The following is a 24991-nucleotide window of genomic DNA, read 5'->3' on the forward strand; positions in this document are numbered from 1 at the left end:
CGCAAGAAGGGCAGAGCGGCAGGAGGGCCGCGGGGTGCGGGGGGCGCGGGGTGCGGGGTGCTCGGGGGCTCAGCCGACGGACGCCTTTGCCGCGGGCAGGTGGACCAGGCGGCCGTCCGCGGCGCAGGAGGCGTAGACGGACGCGACGGTCTCGACGACCTGGCGGCCGTACTCCGCGGGCACGGCGGGCGGCGCTTCGCCGCGTACGGCCGCGATGAAGGCGGCGAGCTGGTCGTGGAAGGCGGTGGCGACGTCGGCGGCGGACTCGGCGGCCAGGAGGACCGGTGCGGTGCCGTCGTCCGGGTGCAGCACCGCGCCGCTGCCGCGGGCGACGCGCAGCGTGCCGTGGTCGCCGATCACGGTGAGTTCGTCGCGGGCGGGCAGCAGGGTGCTGGTGACGGTGATGTGCGCGGAGATGCCGCCCTGGAGTTCGAGGCGGGCCAGGACGTCGGTCTCCACCGGCAGGTCCCCGCGGCGGACCGCGGTGGCCGCGACCGCGACCGGGCGGCGGCCGGTCAGCCACAGCAGCCGGTCCACGCAGTGGGTGCCGATGTTGATGAACACCCCGCCGCCGGAGATCGCGGGGTCGAAGAACCACGCGGGCCGGGTGCCGGGCCGGTAGTCGGTGCTGCGCCAGTCGTGCACGGCCCGCACCGCCCCGACGGCGCCGGCCTCCAGCGCGGCCTTCGCGGCGGCGACCGGCGGCAGGAAGTGCTGGATGTGGCCGACGAACAGGACCACCCCGGCCGCCGCGCAGGCGTCCGTCATGAGGGCGCAGTCCGCGACACGGGTGGCCATCGGCTTCTCGACCAGCACGTGCAGGCCCGCGGTGGCGGCGGCGGTGACGATGTCGGTGTGCAGGGCGTGCGGGGTGTTGACGACGACGGCGTCCACCGCGCCGGAGGCGACGAGGTCGCGGTGGTCGGTGAAGACCGCGGCGGCATGCGGCCCGGCGACGCGGCGCGCGGCCTCGGGGACGATGTCGCAGACCGCCGTCACCCGCACGCCGGGGATGCCTGCCGCGGCTTCGGCGTGCAGCGCGCCCACGGCGCCGGCGCCGATCAGGCCGAGCCTTGTGTCGGTCACGTGGTGCTCTCCTCGCGGGTGGTGGTCCCGGTGTGCTGCGTGGCTCCGCAGGACTGCCGGACGATGATGGTGGGGCGCAGCAGGACCCGGCTGCGGGCCAGGTCCGGGTCGGCCAGCCGGCGCAGCAGGGTGCGTGCCGCGGCCTGGCCGAGCTGCCGTTTGGGCGGTGCGACGGCGGTCAGCGGGATGTCGGCGACCTCGGCGATCTCGTCGTCGTAGGCGACGAGCGCGAGGTCGCCGGGCACGGTGAGTCCGGCGCGGCGGGCGGCGCCGAGCAGCAGCGCGGCCTGCCGGTCGCCGAAGCAGACGGCGGCGGTCACCTCGGCCTCGCGCAGTGCGGCCAGGCACCGGTCGGCGGCCGCGGGGCTCCACTCCTGGCGGGCGGCGCGGAACTCCACGGTGGCCAGGCCGCGTTCGCCCGCGGCCTGGTGGAAGCCCTCGGCGACGGGGCCGGAGGTGGGGCTGGGGTGGCGCAGCACCAGGCCGATCGCCTGGTGGCCGAGGCCGGCGAGGTGGCGGACGGCGTCGTAGGCGCCGGCTTCGTGGTGGGTGCAGACGTACTCGTTGGTGCCTTCCAGGGCGGCGTCGCGGCGTTCGACCAGGACGGTCGGCACGGGCAGGGCGGCGAGCCGGGCGAGGTAGTCGCGGGCCGGTTCGGGGCCGTTGAGGGTGGGGACGAGGAGCAGGCCGTCGACGCCGGCCTCCAGCATGTCCCGGACGTCCTTGTCCTCGCGCTTCTGGTCGTAGTCGGAGCAGGCGAACAGCAGCCGGGCGCCCGCGGCGGAGAGCGTCTCCTCGATGCCGCGCAGGACTGTCGGGTAGTAGAAGGCGGTGTCGGGGACGCTGACGCCGACCAGGGCGCGGCCGGGTCCGGGGGCGCTCGGGGGGACGACGAAGGTGCCGGAGCCCTGCCGCCGGACCACCAGGCCCTCGGCGACGAGTTCGTCCACGGCGCGGCGCACGGTGCTCACCGAGGTGCCGCTGCTGCGGGCGAGCTCCTTCTCGGTGGGCAGCCGTCCGTCGGCCGGCCAGATGCCCTGGCGCACCTGCTGCCTGAGCTCGGCGGCCAGTTGGCGGAACTTCAGCTCGTTCGCTCCGGTCATGGTGTCCTCAATCCCCCAGCGGCTCGGTTCACTTGACGGAGCCGACGGTCATTCCCTCGATGATCCGGCGGCCCAGCCATACGTAGCAGGCGAGCACCGGCAGCACGACCAGGGCCACGCCGGCGAACAGTCCGCCCCAGTCGGCGCCGTTGTACTGCATCTGCTGGAGGAAGCCGAGCAGCGCCAGGGACAGGGTCTGGTGGTCGGTGGTCTGGATGAAGACGAGCGCGAAGACGGTCTCGCCCCAGTGCTGGATGATGTTGAGGGTCAGCACGGTGACCAGCCCGCCGCGCGCCATGGGCAGCATGATCTGCCAGAAGGTCCGCAGGGGTGTGGCGCCGTCGAGCGCGGCGGCCTCCTCCAGTTCGACCGGGAGGGTGGCGAAGAAGCCGGTGAGGAAGAACACGGCGAACGGCAGGGACGTCGCCACGTAGACGACGACCAGGCCGAAGAGGCTGTTGACCAGTTGGAGCCGGTTCATGAGGACGAACAGCGGCAGCATCGCCATCTGGGCGGGGATGCCCAGGCCCAGCGCGAAGGACAGGGTGAGCACGGAGTTGAGCCGGGTGGTGATGCGGCTGAGGGCGTAGGCGGCGGGCGCGGCCAGCAGGACGGTCACCACGGCGGTGCCGCCGACGACCACGACCGTGTTGAGCGCGGCGTGCCCGAACTGGCCGCTGGTCCAGGCCCGGGCGTAGTTGCCCCACTTCAGGGTGTGCGGCAGCCGCCAGGGCGAGCTGAAGATCGCGTCGGAGGTCTTCACCGAGGACAGCAGCAGCCACAGCGCGACGAAGACGTTGAAGGCGGCGAAGAGCCAGACCAGGGGTACGCCGAGCAGCCGGCCTGCGGTGAGCCGGCGCAGCCGGCGGGCGAACGGGCCGGGCGAGCGGCCGGGGCTGGCGACAGCCATCGGGGGTGCCTTCCGTTGACGGGGGTGCGGTGCGGGCGGGGCGGTTGGGACGCCCGGAAGGGCGGGCGGCGCGGCTCAGTACTGCACGGAGTCGCGGCGCATGAAGCGGCGGATCAGGACGACGAGCACGCCGACGAGGGCGAGCATGACCACCGCGCTGGCGGCGGCGGAGCCGTAGCGGGGCACCCCGCCGGACGCGAACGCCTCGCCGTAGGTGTACAGCGCGGTGTTCCACACGCCGGTGTCGGGCATCTGGCCGGCGGCGCCGGCGAAGGCGTAGACGAACTCGAAGACCTTCACCGCGGAGATGGTCCACAGCACCGCGCACACGCCGACCACGTCCCACATCAGCGGCAGGGTGACGTGCCGGAACTTCTGCAGCGCGCCGGCGCCGGCCAGTTCGCAGTCCTCGTACAGCTCCGGCGGGATCTGGTCGACGGCGGCCATCAGGATGGTGGTGTAGAAGCCGGTGGAGGTCCACACCAGGCCGATCAGGATGACCTTGAAGAGGTTGCCCTGGCCGAGCCAGTTGGTGGTGGGCAGGCCGGTGGCGCGGGTGAGGGAGTCGACCGGGCCGCCCTGCTGGAAGAGGAAGCCCCACAGGATGGCGATCACGACGCTGGGCACGATGTTGGGGAAGAAGAGGATGGAGCGCGCCGCTTTGCGGCCCTTCATGTCGCGCAGCACCATGGTCAGCCCGAAGGAGACCAGGAAGGTCAGCCCGCCGGCGCCGAAGACGATCCAGAGGGTGTTGGTGAAGGAGTGCCGGAAGGTCGGGTCCTGGAAGATCCGGCGGTAGTTGTCCAGCCCGGTGAAGGTCATCGGGCCGGCCCCGGCCCACTTGTTGAGGCTCAGCCACAGCGTGAACAGCGAGGGTCCGGCGAAGAAGACGACGTACACCGCGGCGGCGGGCAGCACCAGCGGCCAGAACAGCTTGCGGCGGCGGGCGGTGAGCGGGCTGGGCCGTACTCCCCCGGGCGCGGTGGGGGCGCGCCGCCGGGTGGCGGCGGGGGCGTCCGGGCGCAGCGTGCCGGCCGCCGTCACGAGGCCGTCTTCCAGTAGGAGGCGGACTGGGAGGCGAGCTTGCCGGCGAAGGACTGCGCGGTGAGATGGCCGGTGAGGAAGCTGGTGTTGAGCGGGAGGAAGACCTTCGTGTACCACTCGGCGGCGGTCTCCTTGACGCCGTCCAGGGTCTTGACGACGTGGCCGGAGGCGATCGCCTTCTGCGCGTCGGCGAGTTCGGCGGGGGCGGCGATGTCGGCGCGCGGGGTGATGTTCTTGGCCTGGGTGGCGATGCCCTGGAGGTGCTCCTTGGCGAGGAAGTAGGCGATGAACTTCTTGGCGGCGGCGGCGTGCCGGGCCTTCTTGGGGATGGAGAACCCGATCAGCGAGATGTCCTGGGAGGTGTCGCCGCCGGCGGTGAACGCGGGGAACGGGAAGGAGCGGTAGGTGAAGCCGGAGGTGGCGAAGGTGGCGGTCTCGCTCGGCGCGAAGGTGCCCAGCAGCAGGAAGTCGGACTTGCCCTTGGCCCATTTCTGCTGCACCGCGGGCCACTTGGAGCCGTCGTAGCCCTTAGTGAAGTCGTCGGCCTTGACCAGGGCCTCGATGGGGCGCAGCGCGTCCACGAAGCCGGGCGCTTTCAGCAGTGCGCCGGACTTGTCGGTGGCGGCCTTGCCGAAGGCGCCGGGGCCCAGGCCGCGCAGCACCGCGTAGTACGTCCAGTAGGCGGCGTAGTCGGGGACGTCGGCGTCCAGGGCGAGCGGGCCGTCGCCGCGGGCGGCTTTGCGGGCGGCCAGCAGGGTGCTGAACTCCGCCCAGGTGGCGGGGGGTTTCGCGGCGACGTCGGGCAGGGCGTGGCCGTCGTACCAGATCTGGGTGGTGACGATCTCGTAGGGGATCTGCCACAGGGTGCCGGCGGTGGTGCTCAGGGAGTGGTACTTCGCCGGGACGACGCTGCCGACGGTGCTGCCGCGCTCGCCGGGGATCGGCAGTTCCAGCACCGGGGTGAGGTCCAGCGCCTGGCCGGTGGCCTGGAGTTGGGCGTAGGCGAAGCGGTCGGAGGAGTCGACGAGGTCGGCGGGGACGTTCCCGGTGTTGAGGGTGGGGGCCAGTTGCTGGATGACCTGGCGGCCCTTCCACTGGACGCTCACCTTGATGCCGGTGTCCTTGGTGAACCGCGTGATCGCCGCCTGGAGCACCTTGGCCTGGGGTTCGTCCTGCTTCCACATCGACCAGTAGGTGAAGGAGTTCGCGCCGCCCCCGCCGGAGCCGGAACCGGAGCCGCAGGCGGCGGTGAGGCCGGCGGCCGTGGCGAGGACCGCGCCGAGGACGGCGCGGCGGGCGAGGGGACGGCCGGTCTCTGCGGCGTCCGTGGACTGTCTGGCAGCGGACATACCTGCACTCCTCGGGTGATGGTGACCCTGGGTCGGGGAAGGCGTGGCCATATGATTGCCTCAGGACATTGCCGAGAACAAGCGCTCTTAGAGCGTATGAATTGCAGATGACTCGCGGTTCTCGTGAATCATTGCAGGAATGTTTCCAGCGTCCGGGTGAATCACCAGATGATTCATTACTTATTCATACGCTCGCAGCGATTGACTGGCCCCCGCACCGGCGCTGAGCATGTGAGGCGTCCAGCCGGCCCGCCCCGGGCCCGGCGCCGCACCTGCTTGGAGCGCCATGGCCAGCCACGATCCGGACCGCCCGAACGTCCTGCTGATCCTCTCCGACGACCAGGGCCCGTGGGCCATGGGCTGCGCCGGCAACCACGAGATCCACACCCCGCACCTGGACGCGCTGGCGGCCGGCGGCGTGCTGCTCAGCCGCTTCTTCTGCACCTCGCCGGTCTGCTCACCGGCCCGCGCCTCGCTGTTCACCGGCCAACTGCCCTCCCAGCACGGCGTCCACGACTGGCTCTCCTACCACCACGCCGGCCGCACCGGCATCGACTTCCTCGCCGGCCGCACCCTCTTCACCGATCTGCTCGCCGGCGCCGGGTACCGGCTGGGCCTGAGCGGCAAGTGGCACCTGGGCGCCAACGACCGGCCCCGCCCCGGCTTCGTGCACTGGTACGCCCACGAGAGCGGCGGCGGCCCCTACCGCGGCGCGCCGATGTACCGCGACGGGGTCCGCACCGAGGAGCCCGACTACCTCACCGACGCCCTCGCCGCCGACGCCGAGCGCTTCCTGGCCGCCGAGGCCGAGCGCCCCGAACCCTTCCACCTCTCCTTGCACTTCACCGCGCCGCACAAGCCGTGGAAGGGCCAGCACCCCAGCCGCTACACCGCGTTGTACGAGGACTGCGCCTTCGAGACCTGCCCGCAGGGTCCGCCGCACCCCTGGCAGCCGTTCGCCGACGACGGCTCCCCGGTCGGCGGCGAACCCGACACCCGGCAGGCGCTGATCGGCTACTTCGCGGCGACCACCGCGATGGACGCCGCCATCGGCCGGGTCCTGCACCGGCTCGACGCGCTCGGCCTCACCCGGTCCACCCTGGTCGTCTTCACCAGCGACAACGGCTTCAACGCCGGCCACCACGGCATCTGGGGCAAGGGCAACGGCACCTTCCCGCAGAACATGTACGACAGCTCGGTGCTGGTGCCCTTCATCGCCGCGCAGCCCGGCCGCATCCCCGGCGGGCGCGTCTGCGACGCCCTGCTGTCGCAGTACGACGTGCTGCCCACCCTCGTCGACCACCTCGGCCTGGACCACGCCCCGGACCCGCAGCTGCCCGGCCGCTCCTTCGCCGCCCTGCTCGCGGACGCCGGGCACCCCTCCGGCCACGAACGGGTGGTCGTCTACGACGAGTACGGCCCGGTCCGCATGATCCGCACCCGCGACCGGAAGTACGTCCACCGCTACCCGCACGGCCCGCACGAGCTGTACGACCTCGCCGCGGACCCCGGCGAGGAGCGCAACCTCGCGGACGCACCCGAGCACGCAGGCACCCGGGCGGAGCTCGCCGCCCGGCTCGACGAATGGTTCGCCCGCTACGTCGACCCGGCCCTGGACGGCGCCCGCCTCCCCGTCTCGGGCAGCGGCCAGCGCACCCCGGTCACCCCCGGCACCCTCCCCACCGCCTTCGACCTGCCCCCGGGGACGTGAGCGCACCGCAGGCGCACCAGGCACGCAAAGGGGCCCGGCCCCACGGGCCGGACCCCTCCCCTGCGCCCTACCGCGACCGCGTCACGCAGCGGCGGCGCTCCGCGAAAGCACGCGGGCCTTCTCCGCCCACTCCCCCGTCCTTCCGATCGAGGAGGTCAGCTGCTTAACCGCCGCGGTGATCTCCTTCACGGGCTTGCGCAGTTGTCGGCTCATACGGACCAATCCCTCCAGGGACTCGCCGAAGGAGGCGGCCTGCACTAAACCCTCCTGCGCCATCTCCGCCAGGGACGTCAACTGCTCCAGGAACTCTTCCGCCCCTTCACCCCGCTCCTCGGGCAGTGTCATCTCGATCAGGCCGAGTGCGGCACGCACGCCGCTGTCCATGGTCGCCATGCGTCCCGCGAACCTCTCCGCGACCGTGTTCAGTTCGGTAGCCGGCCCGCCGAGTGCCCGTGCGTACCGCCCCACGGCGGCGAGCCGTGCACTGGCGGGCGCGTTCGCATGGGCCAGATCGAGCACCTCGACGCTGGCCTGCTCGGTGAGCGTCACGATCGTCTCGACCGTCTTCGTGATCTCCTCCAGGTCGGAGGTCACCTCGCCCACTCCGTCCTCGATCACGACGAAGTCGTCCAGCAGCCCGGGCGGGTCCTCGTCCGCCTCGCCGCCCTCGTCCTCGGTCGGTGTCGTACCGTCACCGGTCTGGAGCCCACGTAGCACCCTTGCGGGCGTGAGGAGTTCGAACCCGTCCCGGAGTCCGGCCTCCAGAGCGCTCTCGATCTCGCGGCGTGCGGCAGCCAGATGGCTTCGGGTGCGCTGGTACCGGATCGTCCTGATCGACGCGATGTCGAAGGGCAGTTGCGCAGCTTCCCCGATGTGGATCGTGGGCTTGCCGGTGATGTGCCGCAGGCCCAGTTCGTACATCACGTTGGGGTTGCCACCGGTGACGTCCGCGATGACCAGATCGGACTCGACGACATGCCGACAGATCTGCTCGTTGATGTCACCGGCGTGCGCGATGCCGTCCGCGCGCAGCACGGTGATGCCGTGCTTCGCGCAGGCAGGCGCGATCACCTGCTCGAAGACGGCCAGGTGGTGCTCGTACGCCTCGTGTTCAGGAGTGCCGTAGGCGGCATGCGGATCGCCGATGGGGCCGACGGCGAAGCACTTCAGGGGCTGGTCCGGCTTCTGCCGCAGCAGGGACGGGATGCTCATGTCGAAACCTCCGATACATGCGGGTGGGTGTTGTCGAACCTGGCGTCAGGTGACGCGTCGTCTTCCAGAGGCACGGCGTAGACCGGCCGTTCCTCGATGCCGAGGGCACGCAGCAGGCCGGCCGTGGGGATGCGGTAGCGCCAGCCGAGGCGCAACACGGTGCAGGGAAAGGCGTCGAGGCGGATCAGCTTGTACGCCGTTGCCGGGCAGATGCCGAGGGCTCGGGCAGCCGTCCGCAGATCGACGCTCAGGGGCAGGTCGAGCGCTTCCGCGAAGCCCAGCGGCGGGCCGGACCGCGCGCTCACCGGTCCGCTCCGGTCGGGCGCAGGGCCAGCGTGCCGACGAGGTCGGCCTCCTCGTGGCGGCGCGCGCGGAACACCACGTCGGCCAGGCGGATTCCGTCCCGCCCGCCGCGCTGCCGGGAGCGCGGCTCGGCGAAGCGGAGCGTGGCCTTCAGCCCCTCACGGCGCGGCGGCGGCATGACGTGCAAGTCCCACTCCTCGTACGAGCTGGGCAGCTCCTCCTGCGGGTCGACGCGGTTGCGAGCCTCGGCGATCGCACCGACGTCGGCCACCGGGATCTCCGCTGCGACGCGCTTCGCGTACGCCCACATCCGGTTCACCGCGCCCTTGACCAGGAGTGCGCCCGTCGCGGGGTCGTCCGGGTCGGCGGCATCGACGGCTTCCAGTACGGCAAGGACGGCTTCTGCCTCGAGATCGGCACGATCCACCGGCCACTGGCGGCACAGGCGATGCAGGGTCCGGTAGCACCCGGGGAGGAGCAACCAGACGACGAACAGCCGTCCGTCGCTGTCGCCGCGTTCGCCCTGCGCTGCACGGACGGCTTCCCGCAGGACCGCCGCGCCCGCCTCCGCGTCCCGTCGCGGCCCGTACAGGGCGTTCCTGCTCTCTACGGGCGACGTGCGCGGCCCGCATGACAGTTCGAGCACCCTGCTGTCGATTCGGGCGAAGACGCCCTTGGTCCCGGTCGATGTCATCGTTGCTCCTTTCCGGCATCGTCGAGTCGGAGGTCCGACATGGCTCGGACGGCTCGGCGGCACACCTGTGCGAAGTCGGCGAGGGTGGTCAGGAACTTCCGGTGGCGCGCGACGCGCCCCAGGTACGGCATGCCGCCCACAGGCCGGGACGACGGGCCTGGCGCAATGGGAGGGTGAATGTGGATGCCGCCGTACACGGCGTGGCCGACGTTGACCCCGTACTCCGCCCACTGGCGGTCCCAGCGCTCAGGACGGTCCTCGCCCTCGTCCGACGCCGCCTCGGGACGGTTCTCGCCCTCGTCCTCGGCCGGCGCGGTCACTCGGCGGCCCCAGGACCGGTCCGCGCAGGCCACCCGTACGGGCCGACCGTGAGGGCACCGGACACGTTCCCCCCGACCGCGACGCCGTGGTGGACGTGCTGGGACAGCGGCGTCCGGCTCGGAGTGGAGCCCTCGGACGAGGAGCGCGGCTCCGGAGCGGCAGGTTCACACCGGCGCACCTCGTCGAAGGTGTGGCCCGGCACCCGAATCCAGCCGTACCCGCCGAACTCCTTCACCTGGACGTGGACCCGCACGTACTGGGCCGGGTCGAGGCCGACCAGGCCGGACCGCACGACATCCTGGTACAGCCGGTCCGACACGATGACCGCGAGATCCGCGGTGGTGAGGGCGGCGAGTGCTTCCTTCAACTGGTACGCGTTGACGTAACGCGCCACAGCGACGGGCGCCGGGCCGGCATGCCCGAGAGCGGCGTCCGCGGCCACGCCGATGTCGACCGCCAGCCGCAGCCTGACCCGGGGGGCGGCCGACCGGGCATTGCGGTCCGCAAGGCGCGCCCCGAGATGGTGCACGAACGGGCCCAGCACGGACGTCTCCGGCGTGGTTTCGGGGAGCACGGCGAACTCCATGTCGCCCTGCGGCTGGCGAGCCCAAGTAGTGCGGTCCAGCCCGGTCGCCGCCGCCGCCTCGTCCAGCATCCGGACCAAGTCGGCCTGGACGGCCGACTGTGTCCGGGTGTCAAAACGGCTGTACTGCTCCACGTCCACGGCCAGACACAGCCGGCGGCGCGGGAGGCCGCCCGGCGGGGGGTACAGGGAGATCTCGTTCACGGCTCATCACCTTTCGGATGGTGTTGGGTGCGGTGCACGCCAACTGTCCGAGAAGGAGGCCGACATCATCGAGAAAGCCGTATTAACGCGAAATCCTTGCCCTCTGCCCGGTGCCGTGCTCGCGACCCCGGTCGACCCGCACGCACAGCCGTGCCTTCTCCCGCAGACGGCGCAGGTCCCGTACGTAGGTCCGCCGCTCTCCGGTGCGGATGATGCCGTCGTCCCGCAGCAGCGCGAGATGCTTGTGCACGGTGTTCCGCGTGGACCCGATGAGCTCGGCGAACTCGGACTGCGACAGGTCGACGTCGATGAGCACCGCACCCGAGCCAGGTCGACCAGGATCGGGCCGCCCATAGGACTCGGCCAGTTCGACCAGCACACGGGCCAGCCGCACATCGACCGGCTGCCCACCGAAGTCCAGTCGCCAGCGGACGGACCGGCGCGCGCGGCCGGCCACCATGCAGCAGAGCGCCTTCCAGATCCCGGGGTTGGCAGGTTCGAGCTCGTGCCGTTGGACGACAGTGGCAGTGACCTGGCTGCACGCCGTGACCGTGGCCGACCGCGGCCCGAAGTCCAACGTCGCGAACTCGCCCACCACGTCCCCGTCCATCCTGATGTCCAGCAGCGCGACCCGCTGATCGTCCAGTCGTGCGGTCACCTTCACCAGGCCCTCGTGGAGGACCATCAGCTCCGGCACGTGTTCGCCCTCGCGGATGAGTAACTCTCCGCTGGCGTATCGGCGCGGAGTGCCGAGTTGGGAGAACGCCGCACGCGCCTCGTGCGGCAACGTGTCGAGAAATGTGACCCGCCCAAGGGGCTTCGCGTTGTACGTCATCCGCACAGCACAGCACGCGGCCCCTGGCGGTGCCGGGTGCTCTCAACGCGTCGTCTGATGCGCCGGACGCATGGCAGGGCGCGCGGCGGCGCACATCCGAGGCATCGGCCGTACCTCTTCCACCGGCCTCGCGGCATCGCGGAGCAACCGGTCCCGCTCAGTTCCGATCGATGTCGCTGATCGCCTTGGCCACTCCGTAGGAACCGAGAAGCAGCAGCTCGTCCAGCAGGTCGAGGATCTCGGACCTGCGCGTGGGCGAGGACGCCTGGACGTACGACCGCACCAGCAGTTCGCCGATGTGGCGGGCATTGGCCGCCGCGCCACGCCGCAGGTCGGCCGACGCGGCTCCGAAGACCGCGATGAAGCGGCGGACACACGTCAGAACCAGCTCGTCGATCCGGTCGGGGGCGCGTTCGAGCGTGATCAGCAACTGCGGTAGGGCCGTCTCGAAGGCGAGGGAATCCATCAGTGCGTCAAGTGTCCGTCGGTGCGGTCCCAGTCGCCGGCCCCGCAGTTCGGCCGCTACTTCCGCAGCTGCCTGCCGTACCTCCGCCTCGGGATCGTGGAAGAACCGGACGAGCGCATGATGGGCGAGCGCGGCGTCCCCGGTGTTGCCAAGGCGTACGGCGCACACGCCGGCGGCTCCCTGCCGCTGCGCCGCGTCGTGTCCTGCGAGCACCGCTGCCAGCAGGTCCGGCATCGCCCACTCCATCGCCGCCAGCGCGGCGACCTGTCCGCCGAACCGCCGTACCGCGTCCACGGCGGACGTCAGCATGCGTTCCGCCTGGGGCCGGACCGCGCCCGGGTCCCCGTGCATCAAGGCCACGGCCAGGCGGGACACGTACGGCGAAGCCAGGAGGTGGTCAGGCCCGCGGACCAGCGCGCCGAAGGCGTCGGCGACGGCCTGGCGGTCGTGACCGATCGCGGCGTGGAGCACGCGGGCCACGCACGCCCGGACGTCGAGGGACGGAACATCTGCCAGGTGCCGCAGGCGGGGCACGATCACTAAGGCGCGGGACCCGTCCGGGTCCCGCACGAGCAGGTCGGCGAGCGCCCAGGCTGCGCTGCCCGGCGCCGTGTTGATCCCAGCGGTGAGCAGGTCACGCGACGGATCGTCCGCACCCGCGCGATCCGGGTGTTCGGCCGTTCCCGTCCCGTCCGACCCGAGAACGCACTCCAGAAGCATTTCCACCAGGTCGCGCGGAACACTGTCGAGGTATTTCCGTAGCGTGTCTCCCAGCCAACGGTCCTGTTCCGTCTGATGGTGGCCCGCGAAGTGGCGTACCGCCGCGAAGACCGGTTCCGGGTCGGCACATGCTTCGGCCTCGCCCAAGCCGCGGAGAAGCGCGGCACCGTAGGCGGGGTGTGTCCCGGCGTCGATCCGCGGCGCGAGCCGCGCGAACCGATCGGGGTCCGCCACCGTCATCGTGTGCAGCACCAGGGCCAGTTCGCCCGCGCCGCCGGTGAAGTTCGTCCAGTTGGTCTCGTCCCGGCTGTACTTTCGCATGGCGGTCAGCCATTGGTCGTCGCTCATGTGCTGGGCCGACTCCGAAGCAATGGGCGGACCGATGGACCCACCGGTCATGCCCTCAGGCTCGTCGGGCTGACGCCGGTCGCCGTGGAGCCGGCGCAGTTCGCCGAGGCGGCGTGCCGCCCGCTCGGAGAGTCGCGCTTCCGGCAGGGCCGTCAGCAGCGTGAACTCGTGCCAGGGTGAGAGCTGCCCGTCCGGGGGAAGGCGCAGGTGCAGCAGCATGTGCTCCAGCCGCCCCAGGGTCTTGTCGGAGAGGGTCCCCCCGATGGTGAGGAGAACCTCCCGGGTGCCCCATACGACGTTTTCCGCGGAGCCGGTCAGAAGGCGGTGGGCACCCTCGAGGAGGATCTCGGCCGACCAGTCGGCGAGGGAGGGACCGGCTGCGGACAGGGATCGGTAGAGGAGCCACTGCGTGGTGTCGTACGGCAGGCCGACGAGTCCGCGCACCAGCTCGGGCACCCGGGCGGGGTCCTGCCGGGCAAGGAGCCGCAGGGCAGCGGCCAGGCCGTGGACCAGAGCCCCGCCCAGGTCTCGGGGGTCGTCGTCCGCGTGACGGTACGGGAACTGCCGGTCGCGGACCGGCCATCCGTCCGCTGTCGTGCGGGCCGTCGCTTCGACCACCGCCATCAGGACCGGCACCAGCCGAACGAAGAACTCCTCCGGGGCGCCGGCGGCGGCAGCCTCCACCGCGCGGAGGGCCTCGTGGTCCCTACCCAGCAGGAAGGCGACCCGTCCGTGCGGGTCGAGCCGCGGAGAACTCACCTGTTCCGTCAGGAGCACGTCCAGCAACTCGACCGCCCAGCCGGGCTTCTCTTCTGCGAGTTCACTCACCGGAATCCACAGTTCGCGTTCTGCTCCGCCGAACAGGCCGGATCGCACGCCGTCGAGCACGAGGTCGAAGAGGGACCGGCTGCCGGCCAGGCTGCTGCGGAAGACGATCTGCTTCAGCCAGTCCGGGGAGGAGGAATCCGACCTGCGCGCCTGAAGGAGACGGGCCACCCGGTCGGGCAGTGAGTCGGCGCGCGGGCGGGGAGTGCGGAGACGAAGCAGAAGGTCCGTCCGGCCGTCACATGGGAACGTAGGTGGTCCCAGATCCCCTTGGCCCGCAGCGAGGCCACGTTCCAGCCGTTGGCGTTCCGGTCCTGCCGTTTGACCTGGTGGACCTCCGTCTCCCCGGCATGGCGGTAGACGAACTCGACCCCCTCGCCCACCGGCCCGCTGGGCTCCAGGCAGATCGACGTTCCCCTGCCCAGGAGCACGTACAGCGCGTGCCTGATGGTCCAGGCGCCCTCGTAGCGGTTGCCGAACTTGTCCGTCTCACCCCCCGGTCGCGGTGACACAGCCCTCCTTACGGCAACTCGGCGGTGAGGAAGCGGTGGAGCACCGCGGCCTCCGCGCGCAGGCGGGCGGCCCGCTCGGCGTGGGCGGGCGCGGTCAGCGAGGCCGCGACCGCCTCCCGTTCGTCGGCCTCGGCCCGTACGACGCCCGCCGCTTCTTCCTCGCTCAGGGCGCGCCGCTCCACCTCGGTGGCCCCCGCCCCGACCGGCGCCTGCTCCAGCGCCAGGCCGCGCAGCGCGCCCTCGTCCACGGGCGCCGCCTCGGCGTTGTCCAGCGCGGCCAGCGCCGAACGCAGCGCGCTCACGGCGGCCTTGTCCCGGGCGCGCATCGCTTCCGGCAGGGCCTGGCGCATACGAAGACGAAGAGACATACCGCGACCCTAGAGCGCCTGCCGCGCCCGCGACCACGCGATTTCCGCCCGTCCCGCCTGCCCGGCCAGCCCCGCACCACCCGCACCACCCGCACCACCCCCGGGCCGGTCGGCGGGAAACGGTCCGCCGCGGGACCGGCCGGTGCGACGATGACGGCATGGCGGCCACCGAAACGGACCTCGTGCTCCAGCGCTTCGTCTCCGAGGCGACCGCGGCGGCCCCGGTCGTGGCCGTATGGGCGCACGGCTCGCTGGCGATGGGCGACTTCCGGCCCGGCCACAGCGACCTGGACCTGGTCGCGGTCGTCGAGACCCCGCCGGACGCCGGGCACCGCGAACAGCTGGGGGCCGTCCACCGGCGGCTGCTGGCCGAGGAACCCGCCGCGGCCAAGCTGCACTGCACGTACATGGCCCGGACCGCGCTCGACGACGCCCGCGCCGACCACTTCACCTGGGCGCACAACCACCTCATGGCGCGCCCCGTGACGCCCGTCACCCGCCGCGAGCTGCACGACGGCGCGCTGACGCTGTACGGTCCGCCGGCCGCGGAACTGCTGCCGCCGCTGGCCCCCGGGCAGTTGGAGGAGTTCATCCGGCACGACCTGGCCCGCTTCTGGCTCCCGGCGACCCGCAGCCCGGTGCCCTGGCTGCGGGACATCTGGGTGGACCTCGGCCCGCTGGTGCTGGCCCGCGCCACCGTGACCCTGCGCGACGGGCGCCTGATCACCAAGGGCGAGGCCCTCGACGTGCTGACCGAACTCGGCGCCCCCGCCGACCTGGTCCGCGACATCCGCGACCGCCGCTACTCCGCCCCGCCGCCGATCGGGCTGCCCCGCCGCGTACGCCGTGCCCTGCGGGCCCGCGCCTTCGTCCGCCGCGGCATCAGGCAGCTGCTGGCCGCGCACTGACCCCGGGCCGGCGCAGCCCCCGGCGCGCGGGGTCGCGGCGGGCGGGGGCATCGGGTAGGAGTGGTCGCAGGGTCCGCGGCGGGCCCGGCCGGGCGCACCGCACCGCGCCGGCTGCGACGAGGAAGGGCGACCGGTCGGATGACGGGATGGCGCAGGGCAGGGACGGGGCACGCGGACGGGCCGCGCGGGGCGGGCGCCGGAGCGCGGCGGCTGCGGGCGGCGGGGTGCGCCGCCGCGGCGGCGGCGCTGCTGCTGGCGGGCTGCTCCTCGGCCTCGGACGGCTCCTCGTCGTCGGCGACCCCGACGACGGCCACGCCCGCGACGGGAGCGACGGGCACGACCGGTACAACCGGTACGACCGGCACGGCCGGCTCCGCGGGTTCCGCGCCCTCCGCCGTGGCCACGACCCCCGCACCGACCCCGACCGCGGGCTCGGCCACCGGGTCGGCGAAGGTCACCGGCACCGTCGCCAGCGGCCTGAACGTGCCGTGGGGCATGGTCCGGCTGCCCGGGGGCGACCTGCTGGTCAACTCGCGCGACACCGGCGTGATCCAGCGGATCGCGCCGGGCGGCGGCAAGCGCACCGTGGCCGGCACGGTGCCCGGGGTGGTCTCCACCAAGAGCTCCCAGGGCGAGACGGGCCTGCTGGGACTGGCGCTGTCCCCGCGCTTCGCCCGCGACCGGCTGATCTACGTCTACTTCTCCACCGCGACCGACAACCGCGTCGCGAAGCTGACGTACACGCCCACGGCGAGCGCCGGCCACCAGCTCGGCACGCTCCACGTCATCCTCAAGGGCATCCCGCGCAGCATCCACCACAACGGCGGCCGGATCGCGTTCGGCCCCGACGGCATGCTCTACGCGGGCACCGGCGACGCCGAGAACACCGCGCTGCCGCAGGACAAGTCCTCGCTGGGCGGCAAGATCCTGCGCATGACGCCCGACGGCAAGCCGGCTCCGGGCAACCCGTTCGGCCGGTCCGTGGTGTACACCATCGGGCACCGCAACGTGCAGGGCCTGGCCTGGGACCCGTCGGGCAACCTGTGGGCCTCGGAACTCGGCGACCGGAAGGCCGACGAGCTCAACCTGATCGAGGCCGGCCACAACTACGGCTGGCCCGCCACCCAGGGAAAGACCAGCCACGCCGGATACACCTCGCCCGTCGCCCAGTTCGGCACCGAGACCGACTCCCCCAGCGGCATCGCCTGGGCCGACGGCTGCATCTGGATGGCCGCGCTCAAGGGCGAACGCCTGTGGCGCATCCCCCTGGACGGCACCCGGCTCGTCGCCGCCCCGCAGAGCGAACTCGTCGCCGGCTACGGCCGGTTGCGCACCGTCCTCGGCTACGACGGCGACCTGCTGGTGACCACCAGCAACACCGACGGCCGGATCAGCCCCCGGCCCGGGGACGACAAGATCCTGAAGGTGAAGGTGAGTTGACGCGTGCAGCCGGCCTCCTCGACAGCGCCCCGCGCCCGGCCGGATGCGGCCGGGCGCGGGGCGCCGCGGGTCAGTAGCAGCGGGTCGGTGGCCCCGGGTCAGTACGAGAACTGCTGGATCTGCTCGTCGTACGCCCCGTAGGTCCAGCCGGTCCGGGTGGCCGGGTCGAGCTGGATCGTGTCGTTCGGCGCGGAGTGCCCGCCGAGCGTGACGCCGGTGACGGTGCGCAGCACCTTGCCGGTGGCCAGGTCCACCACGACCAGTTGCCCGGTCGCGTTGTTGTCCGGCACGTACATGCCCGCGCCGAAGTACGCGGTGCCCGCGGGTGAGGCGTAGGAGACCACGGCGATCTTGTGGGTGCCGTCGACCGCGAGGGAGGCCGGCTTGCCCAGGCGTACGCTCGCCGAGCCGTCCGTGCCGACGGCGGCACTCGCGCCGGTGGCCTCGTCGATGCCGGAGATGACGCCGGTGGGCACGATGTTCACGCTGATCTCGGTGGCCGACAGGTTGTACAGGGTGCCGGCGCCGTCGGAGGCGATGCCGTGGCTGCACGCCGAGGTGCTGCCGTCCGCGGTGACCGTGCGTGCGGTCAGGTCGACGCGGGCGACGGTGGCGCTGCCCAGGCAGTTGAACGCTCCGGCCTGGCGGGCGAGCAGCACCGCGCCGGTGGAGCGGTCCACGGTCAGCAGCCCGTAGGACCCGGCGGAGACCCCGGCCGGGTCGGCGGGGATGGGGGCGGCCGCGGTGCCGTCGGCCAGGTCGACCGGCAGGACGAGGTCGCCGCCGGCGCCGTGCAGCAGCAGGGCGCCGCGCCGGTGGGCGGCGTCCACGCGGCCGGTGACGTAGGCGCCGTCGGCCGTGGTCAGCGCGGTGCTGCCCAGGAGCGTGTCGGCCGCGGTGTTCCACGTCTCCACCCGCACCGTGCCGTCGGCGGTGCGGTGCACCAGCAGCGCGCGGTCGTCGGTGGCGCCGACGACCTGGTAGGCGGAGCCGGCCGCGGGGTCGGCGGCGAAGGCGGCGCCGTAGCGGCCGGTGGCCGTCGCGTAGTGCCGGACCTCGCTGCCGCCGGCGGCGGTGGCCAGCGCGGCCACCGAGTGGGCGCCGTCGGCGGCGAAGCCGGTCACCGAGGAGCCGGCGGGGGCCAGGCCGTCGTCGAAGGCGAGCGTGGACAGCGCGGACGCCTGGCCGACGACGTGCCCGGAGCGGTCCAGCGCCAGGACCCGCACCTCGTAGCTGTCGGAGCCGGTCAGGCCGAGCGCGGCGGCGTCCAGGTGGGCGGTGCCGGAGGTGCCCGGCACCGCGCGGTGCGCGGCGGAGGGGGCGTCCACGCCGTCGTCGTCCAGGCCGGTGCCGTTGGCGTTGGTGAACGTGTTCAGCGCGCCGTAGGAGGTGGGGCCGGGGGCGGAGAACTCCAGCTCGGCGCTGTGCGCGCCCGGCACGTCGCGCACGTCGTAGCGCACGTCGAACCCGGGGGCGGCGCGGGTGGGTTCGGCGCTGTGCCCGGGAGCGGTGGCGGCGGTGGACAGCAGCGGCGCGCCGGGGCGCTGCGCGGCGGTGGCGCCGGCCACCCGGATCGGGGCGAACTCGCCGTAGCCGGTCTGCTGGGGGTTGCCGCCGTAGCCGTACTGGACCACGCCGATGCCGTAGATCCCGCCGCCGGAGGCGAAGGCGGCGGCGGGGATCGTGACGGTGCCCTTGTCCGCAGTCAGCGCCTGGTGCCAGGCGGCGGTGAACAGCGGGGCCAGCTGCGGGTTCCAGTGGCCCGCGGTGGACACGACCAGTTGCGGGTCGGACGTCTTCGCGACGCCGGTCAGGTCGTAGGAGACCTTCACCGCCTGCCCGGCGGCGACGACCGAGGGCGCGGTGGGGGCGGCCGCCTCGGCGTAACGCCCGTCGCTCGGGCCGACGGTGAGGGTGCGGCGCTCGCTGGCGACGGTGTGGCCGCCGGTGGCCACCGCGTAGGTGACGGTGACCTGGCGGTCCGCGGTGGCGGCCACGGGCAGCCCGGCAGCGGCCAGCAGCCGGGTCGGGGTGACGCGGATCGCGGGCGTGGCGGAGCGGAAGACGGTTTTGCCGACGGTGAGGGTGTAGGAGGTGCCGGGGCCGGTCCGGCCGGTGACGTCGCCGGCGAAGGTGACCGGGCCGGCCAGGCCCTCGCCGTCGCCGCCCGCGGCCATGTCGTCCAGGTCGATCCGGTTGGGGTCGGTGCCCTCCAGGAAGTCGCCGCCCAGGCCGCCCTGGGTGACGCGGTGGGCGACCGAGACCCGGACCAGCGCCGGGTGTGCGGGCGCCTTGCCACCGAGCGCGCGCTCGGCGGCGGCGGTCACGTCGATCTGCGGGCCGACGTGCAGGGTGCGGTCGATCTGCGGCGGGGTCGGCACCGCGCGGCCGGTCTGCTCCAGCACGTCGCGGACCTGCTGCGGGGTCAGCGCGCGGCCGCCGAGCCGCCCGGCCTGGAGCACCACGGCGGCGGCCGCGGCGATCTCGGGCGCGGAGGCGGAGGTGCCGCCGTTGAGCGAGACGTCGACGTCCTGGGCGGAGCCGCCGGCCGGGTGGGAGAAGGCGAGGATGTTGTCGCTGGGCGCGGACAGGTCGACCCGGGTGCCGAAGCCGGAGGAGAAGCTGCCGAAGCCGCTGAGGCGGGTCTCGGCGGTGGTGGCGGGGCCGTCGGCACCCTGGGCCAGCGTGTCGTCCAGGGTGCTGCCGCCGGCGGCGATGGCGCCGGTGTCGGGCACGCGGGTCGGTGTGGTGGACAGCGCGTCGTCGTCGATGGTGGTCGGCTGCTCCCGGCCGGTCGCGGTGTCGGTCGGGGTGCTGCCGCCGTCCGGGCCGACCGAGGCCGGGGTGTAGAGGCGGGTGCCGTCGTTGGAGGAGATCGTCACCACGATGTGGTCGTGCTGCACGATCGACGCGACGACCGAGCGGATCACCGGGTCGTCCTCCAGGTAGCGGCCGGGCAGGCCCTGCGCGTCGGTGCCGAAGCCGAGGCTCGCGGTGATCACGTCCGGCCGGGGCGTCTGGTCGGCCGCCGCCAGCAGCGCGCCGGCGATCCGGTCGGTGGTGGGCTGCTCGGGCACCACCAGCCGGTAGTTCGCGCCGGGGGCGATGCCGAGCAGGTCGGTGTAGCCGCTGCCGGTGGCCGAGGCTCGCTGCTGGTCGTGCGGCAGCGGCGCCATCACGCCGAAGTCGAGCATCACCTCGTCGAGGGTGGCGTCCTGCTGCTCGGTGGCGGCCGCGCCGTCCAGGCCGCCGGCGTCCTTCGCGACGTACGCCGGGATCAGCGGCATCGACGGCAGGTCGAGGTAGCGCTGCCCGTCGCGGAGCACGGTGGTCGGACCGTTCTCCTGGACGTAGGTGTCCCCGGCGTCGGCCATCGCCTGGTCGGTGAGGTCGCCCACCGACACGTTGGTGATGGTCTCGCCGGTGCCGGGCTGCTGGCCGAACTCCCCCTTCAGCACCGCGTAGGCGCCAACCGCGTCGACACCGCCCGCGTTGAGGAACGCCTGCGCGGAGTCGGCGAGGGTGGCGTTCGAGGGCACGGCGCCGGCGGCCGGAGTGCCGGTGCCCGGTGCCGCCTTCGCGGCGGGGGTGTGCGCGGTCGCGGTACCGGGCGCGGTGGCGGACGCGGGCAGGCGCTGGGCGCCGGTGTTCATGGTGTTGACGTAGCGGTCGGGTTCGGCCGAGGCCACGCCCGGGCTCTTCGCCAACTGGCGGGCCACGGCGGCCGTGTCCTGGGTGGAGGTCCGCAGCACGTAGGTGCGGCCGAGGTCGGGGGCGCTCGCGCCGAGCCGGTCGCGGGCGGCGCCGGTCAGCGTCGCGGCCGCGGATGCCGAGACGCCCGGCAGCAGCGGGCTCAGGGACTGCGCGCCCGCGGCCTTCAGCCGCGCGTCGAGCGTGGCGTTGCTGGTGAGGGGGCGGCGCGCGGCGATCCGGGTGCCGGGCACGGCGGCGCCGGTCACGGAGGTGCCGGCGTCGAGCGTCACCAGGACCTGCCCGGGCACGGCGCCTTGGCGCTGGGCGGTGGGCGGGGTGGGCGCGGAGGAGGTGCCGAGCGGCGAACCGGCGGCGGAGGGCAGGGAGTTGCCGGACCCCGCCGCGGAGGCGGGCGCGGCCGGGGCGGAGAACGCGTGCGCCCGCGGCGTCGCCGCTGACACCGTTGTCGGAACGGCCGCGGCGGTGGCGACGGCCGCGAGGACCGCCACCACGGCGGTACGGGCGCGGCCTCTTGCCCTGCCGGGCGGTGTGGAGCGGCGCATGGAACACCTTCCGACGAAGGGAGTGCGGGTGCGGGCGCACAGGGAAGTGGGCGGGCGCGTCCTCGGCGGCCTCGTCGCCGCGGGGAAGCGCCCTGTGCGGTGGAAGATGCCAACCGGCGCCGATCATGCGCAAGATGTTCACGCTGGCCGGGTTGTGCCAGGTGGCGGGGGTCCGCCAGACGACCTGCGGGGAGACCATGAAACTTGACGTGCTGGGACTCGGTGGCGAAACAGAGCGCGTCTACACCGTGCTCGTCGGCCTGCCGCGGTGCAGCGCCTCGGAGTTGGCGCACGCCTGCGGCGCGAGCACCGCGGCGGTCGCGAAGACGCTCGGGGCGCTGGTCGCCAAGGGCCTTGCCACCCGCGCCGGGAGCCGGCCGCCGCGCTTCACCGCCGCCCCGCCGGACGTCGCGGTGACCGCGCTGATCCAGGACCGGCAGCGGCAGTTGGACGCGGCGCGCTCGCTGGTGCAGCGGCTGGCCGAGACGCACCGCGAGGCGCTGCGGATCAACGACCCGGACATCGCGGTGGAGTTGCTGACCCGCCGTGAGGACATCAGCGCGGCCGCGGGCCGGTTGATCAACGAGGCCGAGCGCGAGGTGCGCGCGTTCGACCTGCCGCCGTACATCGACCGTCCCGGCAGCAACCTCCAGCACCAGCTCCAGCGCCAGCGCGTCGGCGTGGTGCACCGCGTGATCTACTCGCGGGACGCCGTGGCCTGGCCCGGGCGGCTGCTCGACGACATCCTGCCGAGCGTGGCGGCCGGCGAACAGGCCCGGGTGCGCGGTGAGTTGCCGCTGAAGCTGGTGATACGCGACACGGTGGCCGCGCTCATACCCTTCAGCCTGTCGGCCGGCGGGCACGCGGCGGCGTACCTGGTGCACCCGTCGCCGATCCTGGCCGCGCTGGAGGCGCTGTTCGAGGCGGAGTGGGACCGGGCGGTGCCGCTCGCCGCGGCCGGGGTCCCGGGCGCGGGCGCGGCATCGGGTGCGGGCGCGGCATCGGGTGCGGCACCGGCCGCGCGTACGGTGCCGGTCCCCCGTACGGTGCCGGTCTCGCGTACGGCCGAGGCCGCCACCCCGGGCGAGGCCGCGGCGGTGTCGGCGGCGCCGGGCGAGGAGACCCGCACCCTGCTGATGCTGCTGGCCTCGGGGCTGACGGACGCGGCGATCGCCCGGACGCAGGGCTGGAGCACGCGCACCACGCAGCGCCGGGTCCATGACCTGATGACCGCGCTCGGCGCGACCACCCGCTTCCAGGCCGCCCTGGCGGCCGCCCGCCGCGGCTGGGTGTGACCCCGCGGCGGGCGGGCGCGGCCGGCCCGGCAGGTCAGGCGCGGACCTTGCGCCGGTCGGGGGCCAGGCCGAAGGCGATCAGGCTCTCCGCGGCGTCCAGTATGGTGGCCGCCGGGTCGCGGCGGGTCCAGCCCAGTTCGCGGAACGCCTTGTTGGACGTGGTGCGTTCCAGGGGGCCGAGGTAGGTGGCGGCGAGGCGGACGGCGGGGTCGAACAGGCCCGCGGCCCGCACGACGAAGTCCGGCAGCTGCCCGGTGGGGACCTTGGCGTAACGGGTGGCGAGCACCCGCGCGATGTCCCGCATCCACAGGTTCTCGCCGGCGCACAGGTAGCGGTTGCCGGGCGCCGCCGGGGACTCCATGGCCAGGCGGTGCGCGGCGGCGACGTCCCGTACGTCGGTGACGGCGAACGCCATCCGGGGCGACGCCGGCACCTCGCGCCGCAGCAGCCGCCCGAGCACCTCCATCGTCGTGTTGACCCGCGGGGTCAGCAGCGGCCCGATCACCATCCCGGGGTTCACCGCGACGAGGTCGAACCGCTGCTCGGGCGGCAGCGCCTCCACCAGGTCCCAGGCCGCGCGCTCGGCGAGCGTCTTGCTCTTCTGGTAGGCGTCGCAGCCGTCCGGGTTCGACCACACCGTCTCGTCCAGCCGCTGGTCGGAGCGGGTGGCGTGGCCGAAGATGACCGCCGCCGCGGAGGACGTCAGCACCACCCGGCGCACGCCGCCGTCCCGCGCGCAGGCCGTGAGCACCTCGCGGGTGCCGTCGACGGCGGCGGCGAGCAGGTCGTCCACGTGCTCCGGGATGCTGGCCGGGAAGGGCGACGCCACGTGCTGCACATAGGCGCAGCCCGCCACCGCCGCGGCCCAGCCCTTGTCGTCGGTGAGGTCGGCCTCCACCAGTTCCAGCCGGCCGCCGGCGCTGGGCGCGAGCGCCTTCTCCAGGGTCTCCGTCGCCGGGTCCGCCAGGCTGCGCACGGTGCCGCGGACGCTGTAGCCGCGGTCGAGCAGGTGCTTGGCGCAGTGCCCGGCGACGAACCCGGTCACGCCGGTGACCAGGACGCGTTCCCCGCCCGCCCCGCTCACGCCGTGCCCTCCGCGCCCGGGGCAGCAGCGGTGCCCGGCCGGCCCGCCGCCACCAGCCGCACCCGCAGCCCGTCCTTCGGCCGGGGCACCGTCGTACGGTCCCAGGACACCTCGTAGCCCTCGTCCGTCGACCAGGCGAAGCGGTTGAGCACCTGGTGCATGATCGCCTTGATCTGCATGCCGGCGAAGTGCTGGCCGATGCACTTGTGCAGGCCCGCCCCGAAGGGCGACCACGCCTGCTTGTGCACCTTGTCCTCGCGGCGCTCGGCGGTGAACCGCAGCGGGTCGAAGCGCTCCGGCTCGTCCCACCACTCGGGCATGTGGTGGGTGAACTGCGGCAGTGCCAGCACGAAGGAGCCGCGCGGCAGCCGGTGGCCGAGCACCTCGGTGTCGGCGACCGCGACCCGGGGCAGCGCCGGCACCGGGGCGTCGATCCGCAGCGTCTCCTTCATGACCAGGTCGGTGCTCGGCAGCCGGTCGAGCTGGTCGAAGGACAGGCCCGCGGTGCCCAGGGCCCGGCTCTCCGCCCGGCAGCGCTCCTGCCAGTCGGGCCGCTGGACCAGCCGGTACATCATCGACGTGACGGTGGACGTCGTCGTGTCGTGGGCGGCCTGGAGCAGCGCGATCATGTGGCAGACGACCTGGTCGTCGGTGAAGACGTTGCCCTCGTCGTCCCGGGCGCCGCACAGCACGCTGAGGAAGTCGTCGCCCGGCTCCGCGCGCCGGGCCGGGATCTGCGCGCGCAGGGTCTGCTCCAGGACCCGGCGGGCGCGCAGCCCGCGCGACCAGCTCAGCCCGGGGACCGGGCGCCGGACGAACGCGGTGCTGGCCCGCAGGCAGTCGGTGAAGGCGTCGTTGACGCGCGCCGCGTCGGCGCCGAGCCGGATGCCGGCGAAGGTGCGCGAGGCGATGGCGAGGGTGAGCTGCTTCATCGCCGGGTAGACCCTGGTCTCCGGCTGCCCGGCCCAGCCGTCGATCTGCTCGGCGATCGTCTCGTTGATCCCGTCGAGGTAGGACAGCAGGTGGGTGCGGGTGAAGGCGCCGCCCATGATGCGCCGCTGCCGGAAGTGCGCCTCCGCGTCGAGGTAGGCCAGTCCGCCGCGGAAGAAGGCGCCGTTGATGTAGCCCCAGGCCGGTCCGGCCTCGAACGCCTTGTCCCGGTCGACGATCGCCACGTCGAGGGCCTCGGGCCCCAGCAGCACATGCCACCTGCGGCCGATGAGGTGTGCCTCGGAGACGGGGCCGAACCGGTCGTAGCGTTCGCGTGCCCACTTCTGCTGGTCGCGCAGGAAGGGAATGGTCTCGCCGATCAGCGGCAGACCCCTGCGGCCGGGGGTCTGCGGCGTGGTGACGGCTGGTGCGGTCACGGTGCTTCCTCTCTCGATGCCGTGGTGGCGGGTGCGGGGGGGCACGG

General features: G+C 73.4%; 21 protein-coding genes. 4 read left to right on the plus strand and 17 right to left on the minus strand.

The genetic code is table 11. The features are described 5' to 3' along the window. Positions 1 to 69 precede the first annotated feature (69 nt). The 5 genes from WA788_RS23595 to WA788_RS23615 form a co-directional block, all read right to left on the minus strand. Positions 70 to 1086, minus strand: a complete 1017-nt coding sequence (locus tag WA788_RS23595) for a Gfo/Idh/MocA family protein (protein WP_335980534.1) — start codon at positions 1084 to 1086, stop codon at positions 70 to 72. Then, positions 1083 to 2189 carry a LacI family DNA-binding transcriptional regulator gene (locus tag WA788_RS23600; RefSeq protein ID WP_335980536.1) on the minus strand — a complete coding sequence of 369 codons (1107 nt, stop codon included), beginning with the start codon at positions 2187 to 2189 and terminating at the stop codon, positions 1083 to 1085. Before WA788_RS23600 ends, WA788_RS23595 begins: the two co-directional genes overlap by 4 nt. 28 nt (positions 2190 to 2217) lie before the next feature. After that, on the minus strand, positions 2218 to 3099 hold the full coding sequence (locus WA788_RS23605; RefSeq protein WP_335980538.1) for a carbohydrate ABC transporter permease: 882 nt from the start codon (positions 3097 to 3099) through the stop codon (positions 2218 to 2220). Positions 3100 to 3174: 75 nt separating this feature from the next. Beyond that, entirely contained in the window at positions 3175 to 4143 is a 969-nt protein-coding gene (locus tag WA788_RS23610) for a carbohydrate ABC transporter permease (protein ID WP_335980539.1), read from the minus strand. After that, on the minus strand, positions 4140 to 5492 hold the full coding sequence (locus WA788_RS23615) for an ABC transporter substrate-binding protein (protein ID WP_335980542.1): 1353 nt from the start codon (positions 5490 to 5492) through the stop codon (positions 4140 to 4142). Before WA788_RS23615 ends, WA788_RS23610 begins: the two co-directional genes overlap by 4 nt. A gap of 286 nt (positions 5493 to 5778) precedes the next feature. On the opposite strand from WA788_RS23615, the gene WA788_RS23620 reads away from it, so the two are divergent. Then, positions 5779 to 7203 carry a sulfatase-like hydrolase/transferase gene (locus tag WA788_RS23620; protein ID WP_335980545.1) on the plus strand — a complete coding sequence of 475 codons (1425 nt, stop codon included), beginning with the start codon at positions 5779 to 5781 and terminating at the stop codon, positions 7201 to 7203. An 81-nt stretch (positions 7204 to 7284) separates the two neighbouring features. Here the strand turns inward: WA788_RS23620 and WA788_RS23625 are convergent, their stop codons facing one another. The 9 genes from WA788_RS23625 to WA788_RS23665 form a co-directional block, all read right to left on the minus strand. Further along, the gene (locus tag WA788_RS23625) at positions 7285 to 8415 is read right to left on the minus strand and encodes a hypothetical protein (protein WP_335980546.1); all 1131 of its coding nucleotides are present in this window, start codon (positions 8413 to 8415) and stop codon (positions 7285 to 7287) included. Beyond that, positions 8412 to 8720 (minus strand): DNA-binding protein, encoded by a 309-nt coding sequence (locus WA788_RS23630; RefSeq protein ID WP_335980548.1) that lies wholly within the window; start codon positions 8718 to 8720, stop codon positions 8412 to 8414. Before WA788_RS23630 ends, WA788_RS23625 begins: the two co-directional genes overlap by 4 nt. After that, positions 8717 to 9412 (minus strand): hypothetical protein, encoded by a 696-nt coding sequence (locus WA788_RS23635; RefSeq protein WP_335980549.1) that lies wholly within the window; start codon positions 9410 to 9412, stop codon positions 8717 to 8719. The genes WA788_RS23630 and WA788_RS23635 overlap by 4 nt, the downstream gene beginning before the upstream one ends. Continuing rightward, a complete protein-coding gene (locus WA788_RS23640) occupies positions 9409 to 9732 on the minus strand; it encodes a hypothetical protein (RefSeq protein ID WP_335980551.1) in 324 nt (107 codons plus the stop codon). Before WA788_RS23640 ends, WA788_RS23635 begins: the two co-directional genes overlap by 4 nt. Continuing rightward, positions 9729 to 10520 carry a hypothetical protein gene (locus WA788_RS23645; RefSeq protein ID WP_335980553.1) on the minus strand — a complete coding sequence of 264 codons (792 nt, stop codon included), beginning with the start codon at positions 10518 to 10520 and terminating at the stop codon, positions 9729 to 9731. Before WA788_RS23645 ends, WA788_RS23640 begins: the two co-directional genes overlap by 4 nt. An 82-nt stretch (positions 10521 to 10602) precedes the next feature. After that, positions 10603 to 11355 carry a Crp/Fnr family transcriptional regulator gene (locus WA788_RS23650; protein ID WP_335980555.1) on the minus strand — a complete coding sequence of 251 codons (753 nt, stop codon included), beginning with the start codon at positions 11353 to 11355 and terminating at the stop codon, positions 10603 to 10605. A 157-nt stretch (positions 11356 to 11512) separates the two neighbouring features. Continuing rightward, positions 11513 to 13777 (minus strand): hypothetical protein, encoded by a 2265-nt coding sequence (locus WA788_RS23655; protein WP_335980557.1) that lies wholly within the window; start codon positions 13775 to 13777, stop codon positions 11513 to 11515. 53 nt (positions 13778 to 13830) lie between these two features. Beyond that, positions 13831 to 14226, minus strand: coding sequence for a hypothetical protein (locus tag WA788_RS23660; protein WP_335980560.1), 396 nt, complete (start codon positions 14224 to 14226; stop codon positions 13831 to 13833). Positions 14227 to 14234: 8 nt separating this feature from the next. Then, positions 14235 to 14552: a hypothetical protein gene (locus tag WA788_RS23665; protein WP_335980615.1), complete on the minus strand. Its 318-nt coding sequence runs from the start codon at positions 14550 to 14552 to the stop codon at positions 14235 to 14237. Positions 14553 to 14752: 200 nt separating this feature from the next. On the opposite strand from WA788_RS23665, the gene WA788_RS23670 reads away from it, so the two are divergent. Then, the gene (locus WA788_RS23670; protein ID WP_335980563.1) at positions 14753 to 15502 is read left to right on the plus strand and encodes a nucleotidyltransferase domain-containing protein; all 750 of its coding nucleotides are present in this window, start codon (positions 14753 to 14755) and stop codon (positions 15500 to 15502) included. Positions 15503 to 15640: 138 nt separating this feature from the next. Beyond that, positions 15641 to 16942 (plus strand): PQQ-dependent sugar dehydrogenase, encoded by a 1302-nt coding sequence (locus WA788_RS23675; protein ID WP_335980565.1) that lies wholly within the window; start codon positions 15641 to 15643, stop codon positions 16940 to 16942. A 98-nt stretch (positions 16943 to 17040) separates the two neighbouring features. Here WA788_RS23675 and WA788_RS23680 read toward each other — a convergent pair whose 3' ends face one another. After that, entirely contained in the window at positions 17041 to 21198 is a 4158-nt protein-coding gene (locus WA788_RS23680) for a hypothetical protein (protein ID WP_335980567.1), read from the minus strand. Positions 21199 to 21323: 125 nt separating this feature from the next. Here WA788_RS23680 and WA788_RS23685 point away from each other — a divergent pair, with 125 nt between their 5' ends. Continuing rightward, positions 21324 to 22493: a helix-turn-helix domain-containing protein gene (locus WA788_RS23685; protein ID WP_335980569.1), complete on the plus strand. Its 1170-nt coding sequence runs from the start codon at positions 21324 to 21326 to the stop codon at positions 22491 to 22493. 34 nt (positions 22494 to 22527) lie between these two features. Here WA788_RS23685 and WA788_RS23690 read toward each other — a convergent pair whose 3' ends face one another. Both WA788_RS23690 and WA788_RS23695 read right to left on the minus strand, forming a co-directional pair. Next, complete coding sequence (locus WA788_RS23690) at positions 22528 to 23577, minus strand: SDR family oxidoreductase (RefSeq protein WP_335980570.1); 1050 nt, start codon at positions 23575 to 23577, stop codon at positions 22528 to 22530. Further along, positions 23574 to 24944: a cytochrome P450 gene (locus WA788_RS23695; protein ID WP_335980571.1), complete on the minus strand. Its 1371-nt coding sequence runs from the start codon at positions 24942 to 24944 to the stop codon at positions 23574 to 23576. Before WA788_RS23695 ends, WA788_RS23690 begins: the two co-directional genes overlap by 4 nt. Positions 24945 to 24991: the final 47 nt, after the last annotated feature.

The organism is Streptomyces sp. CA2R106, from assembly GCF_037034245.1.
Classification (GTDB): Bacteria; Actinomycetota; Actinomycetes; order Streptomycetales; family Streptomycetaceae; genus Actinacidiphila.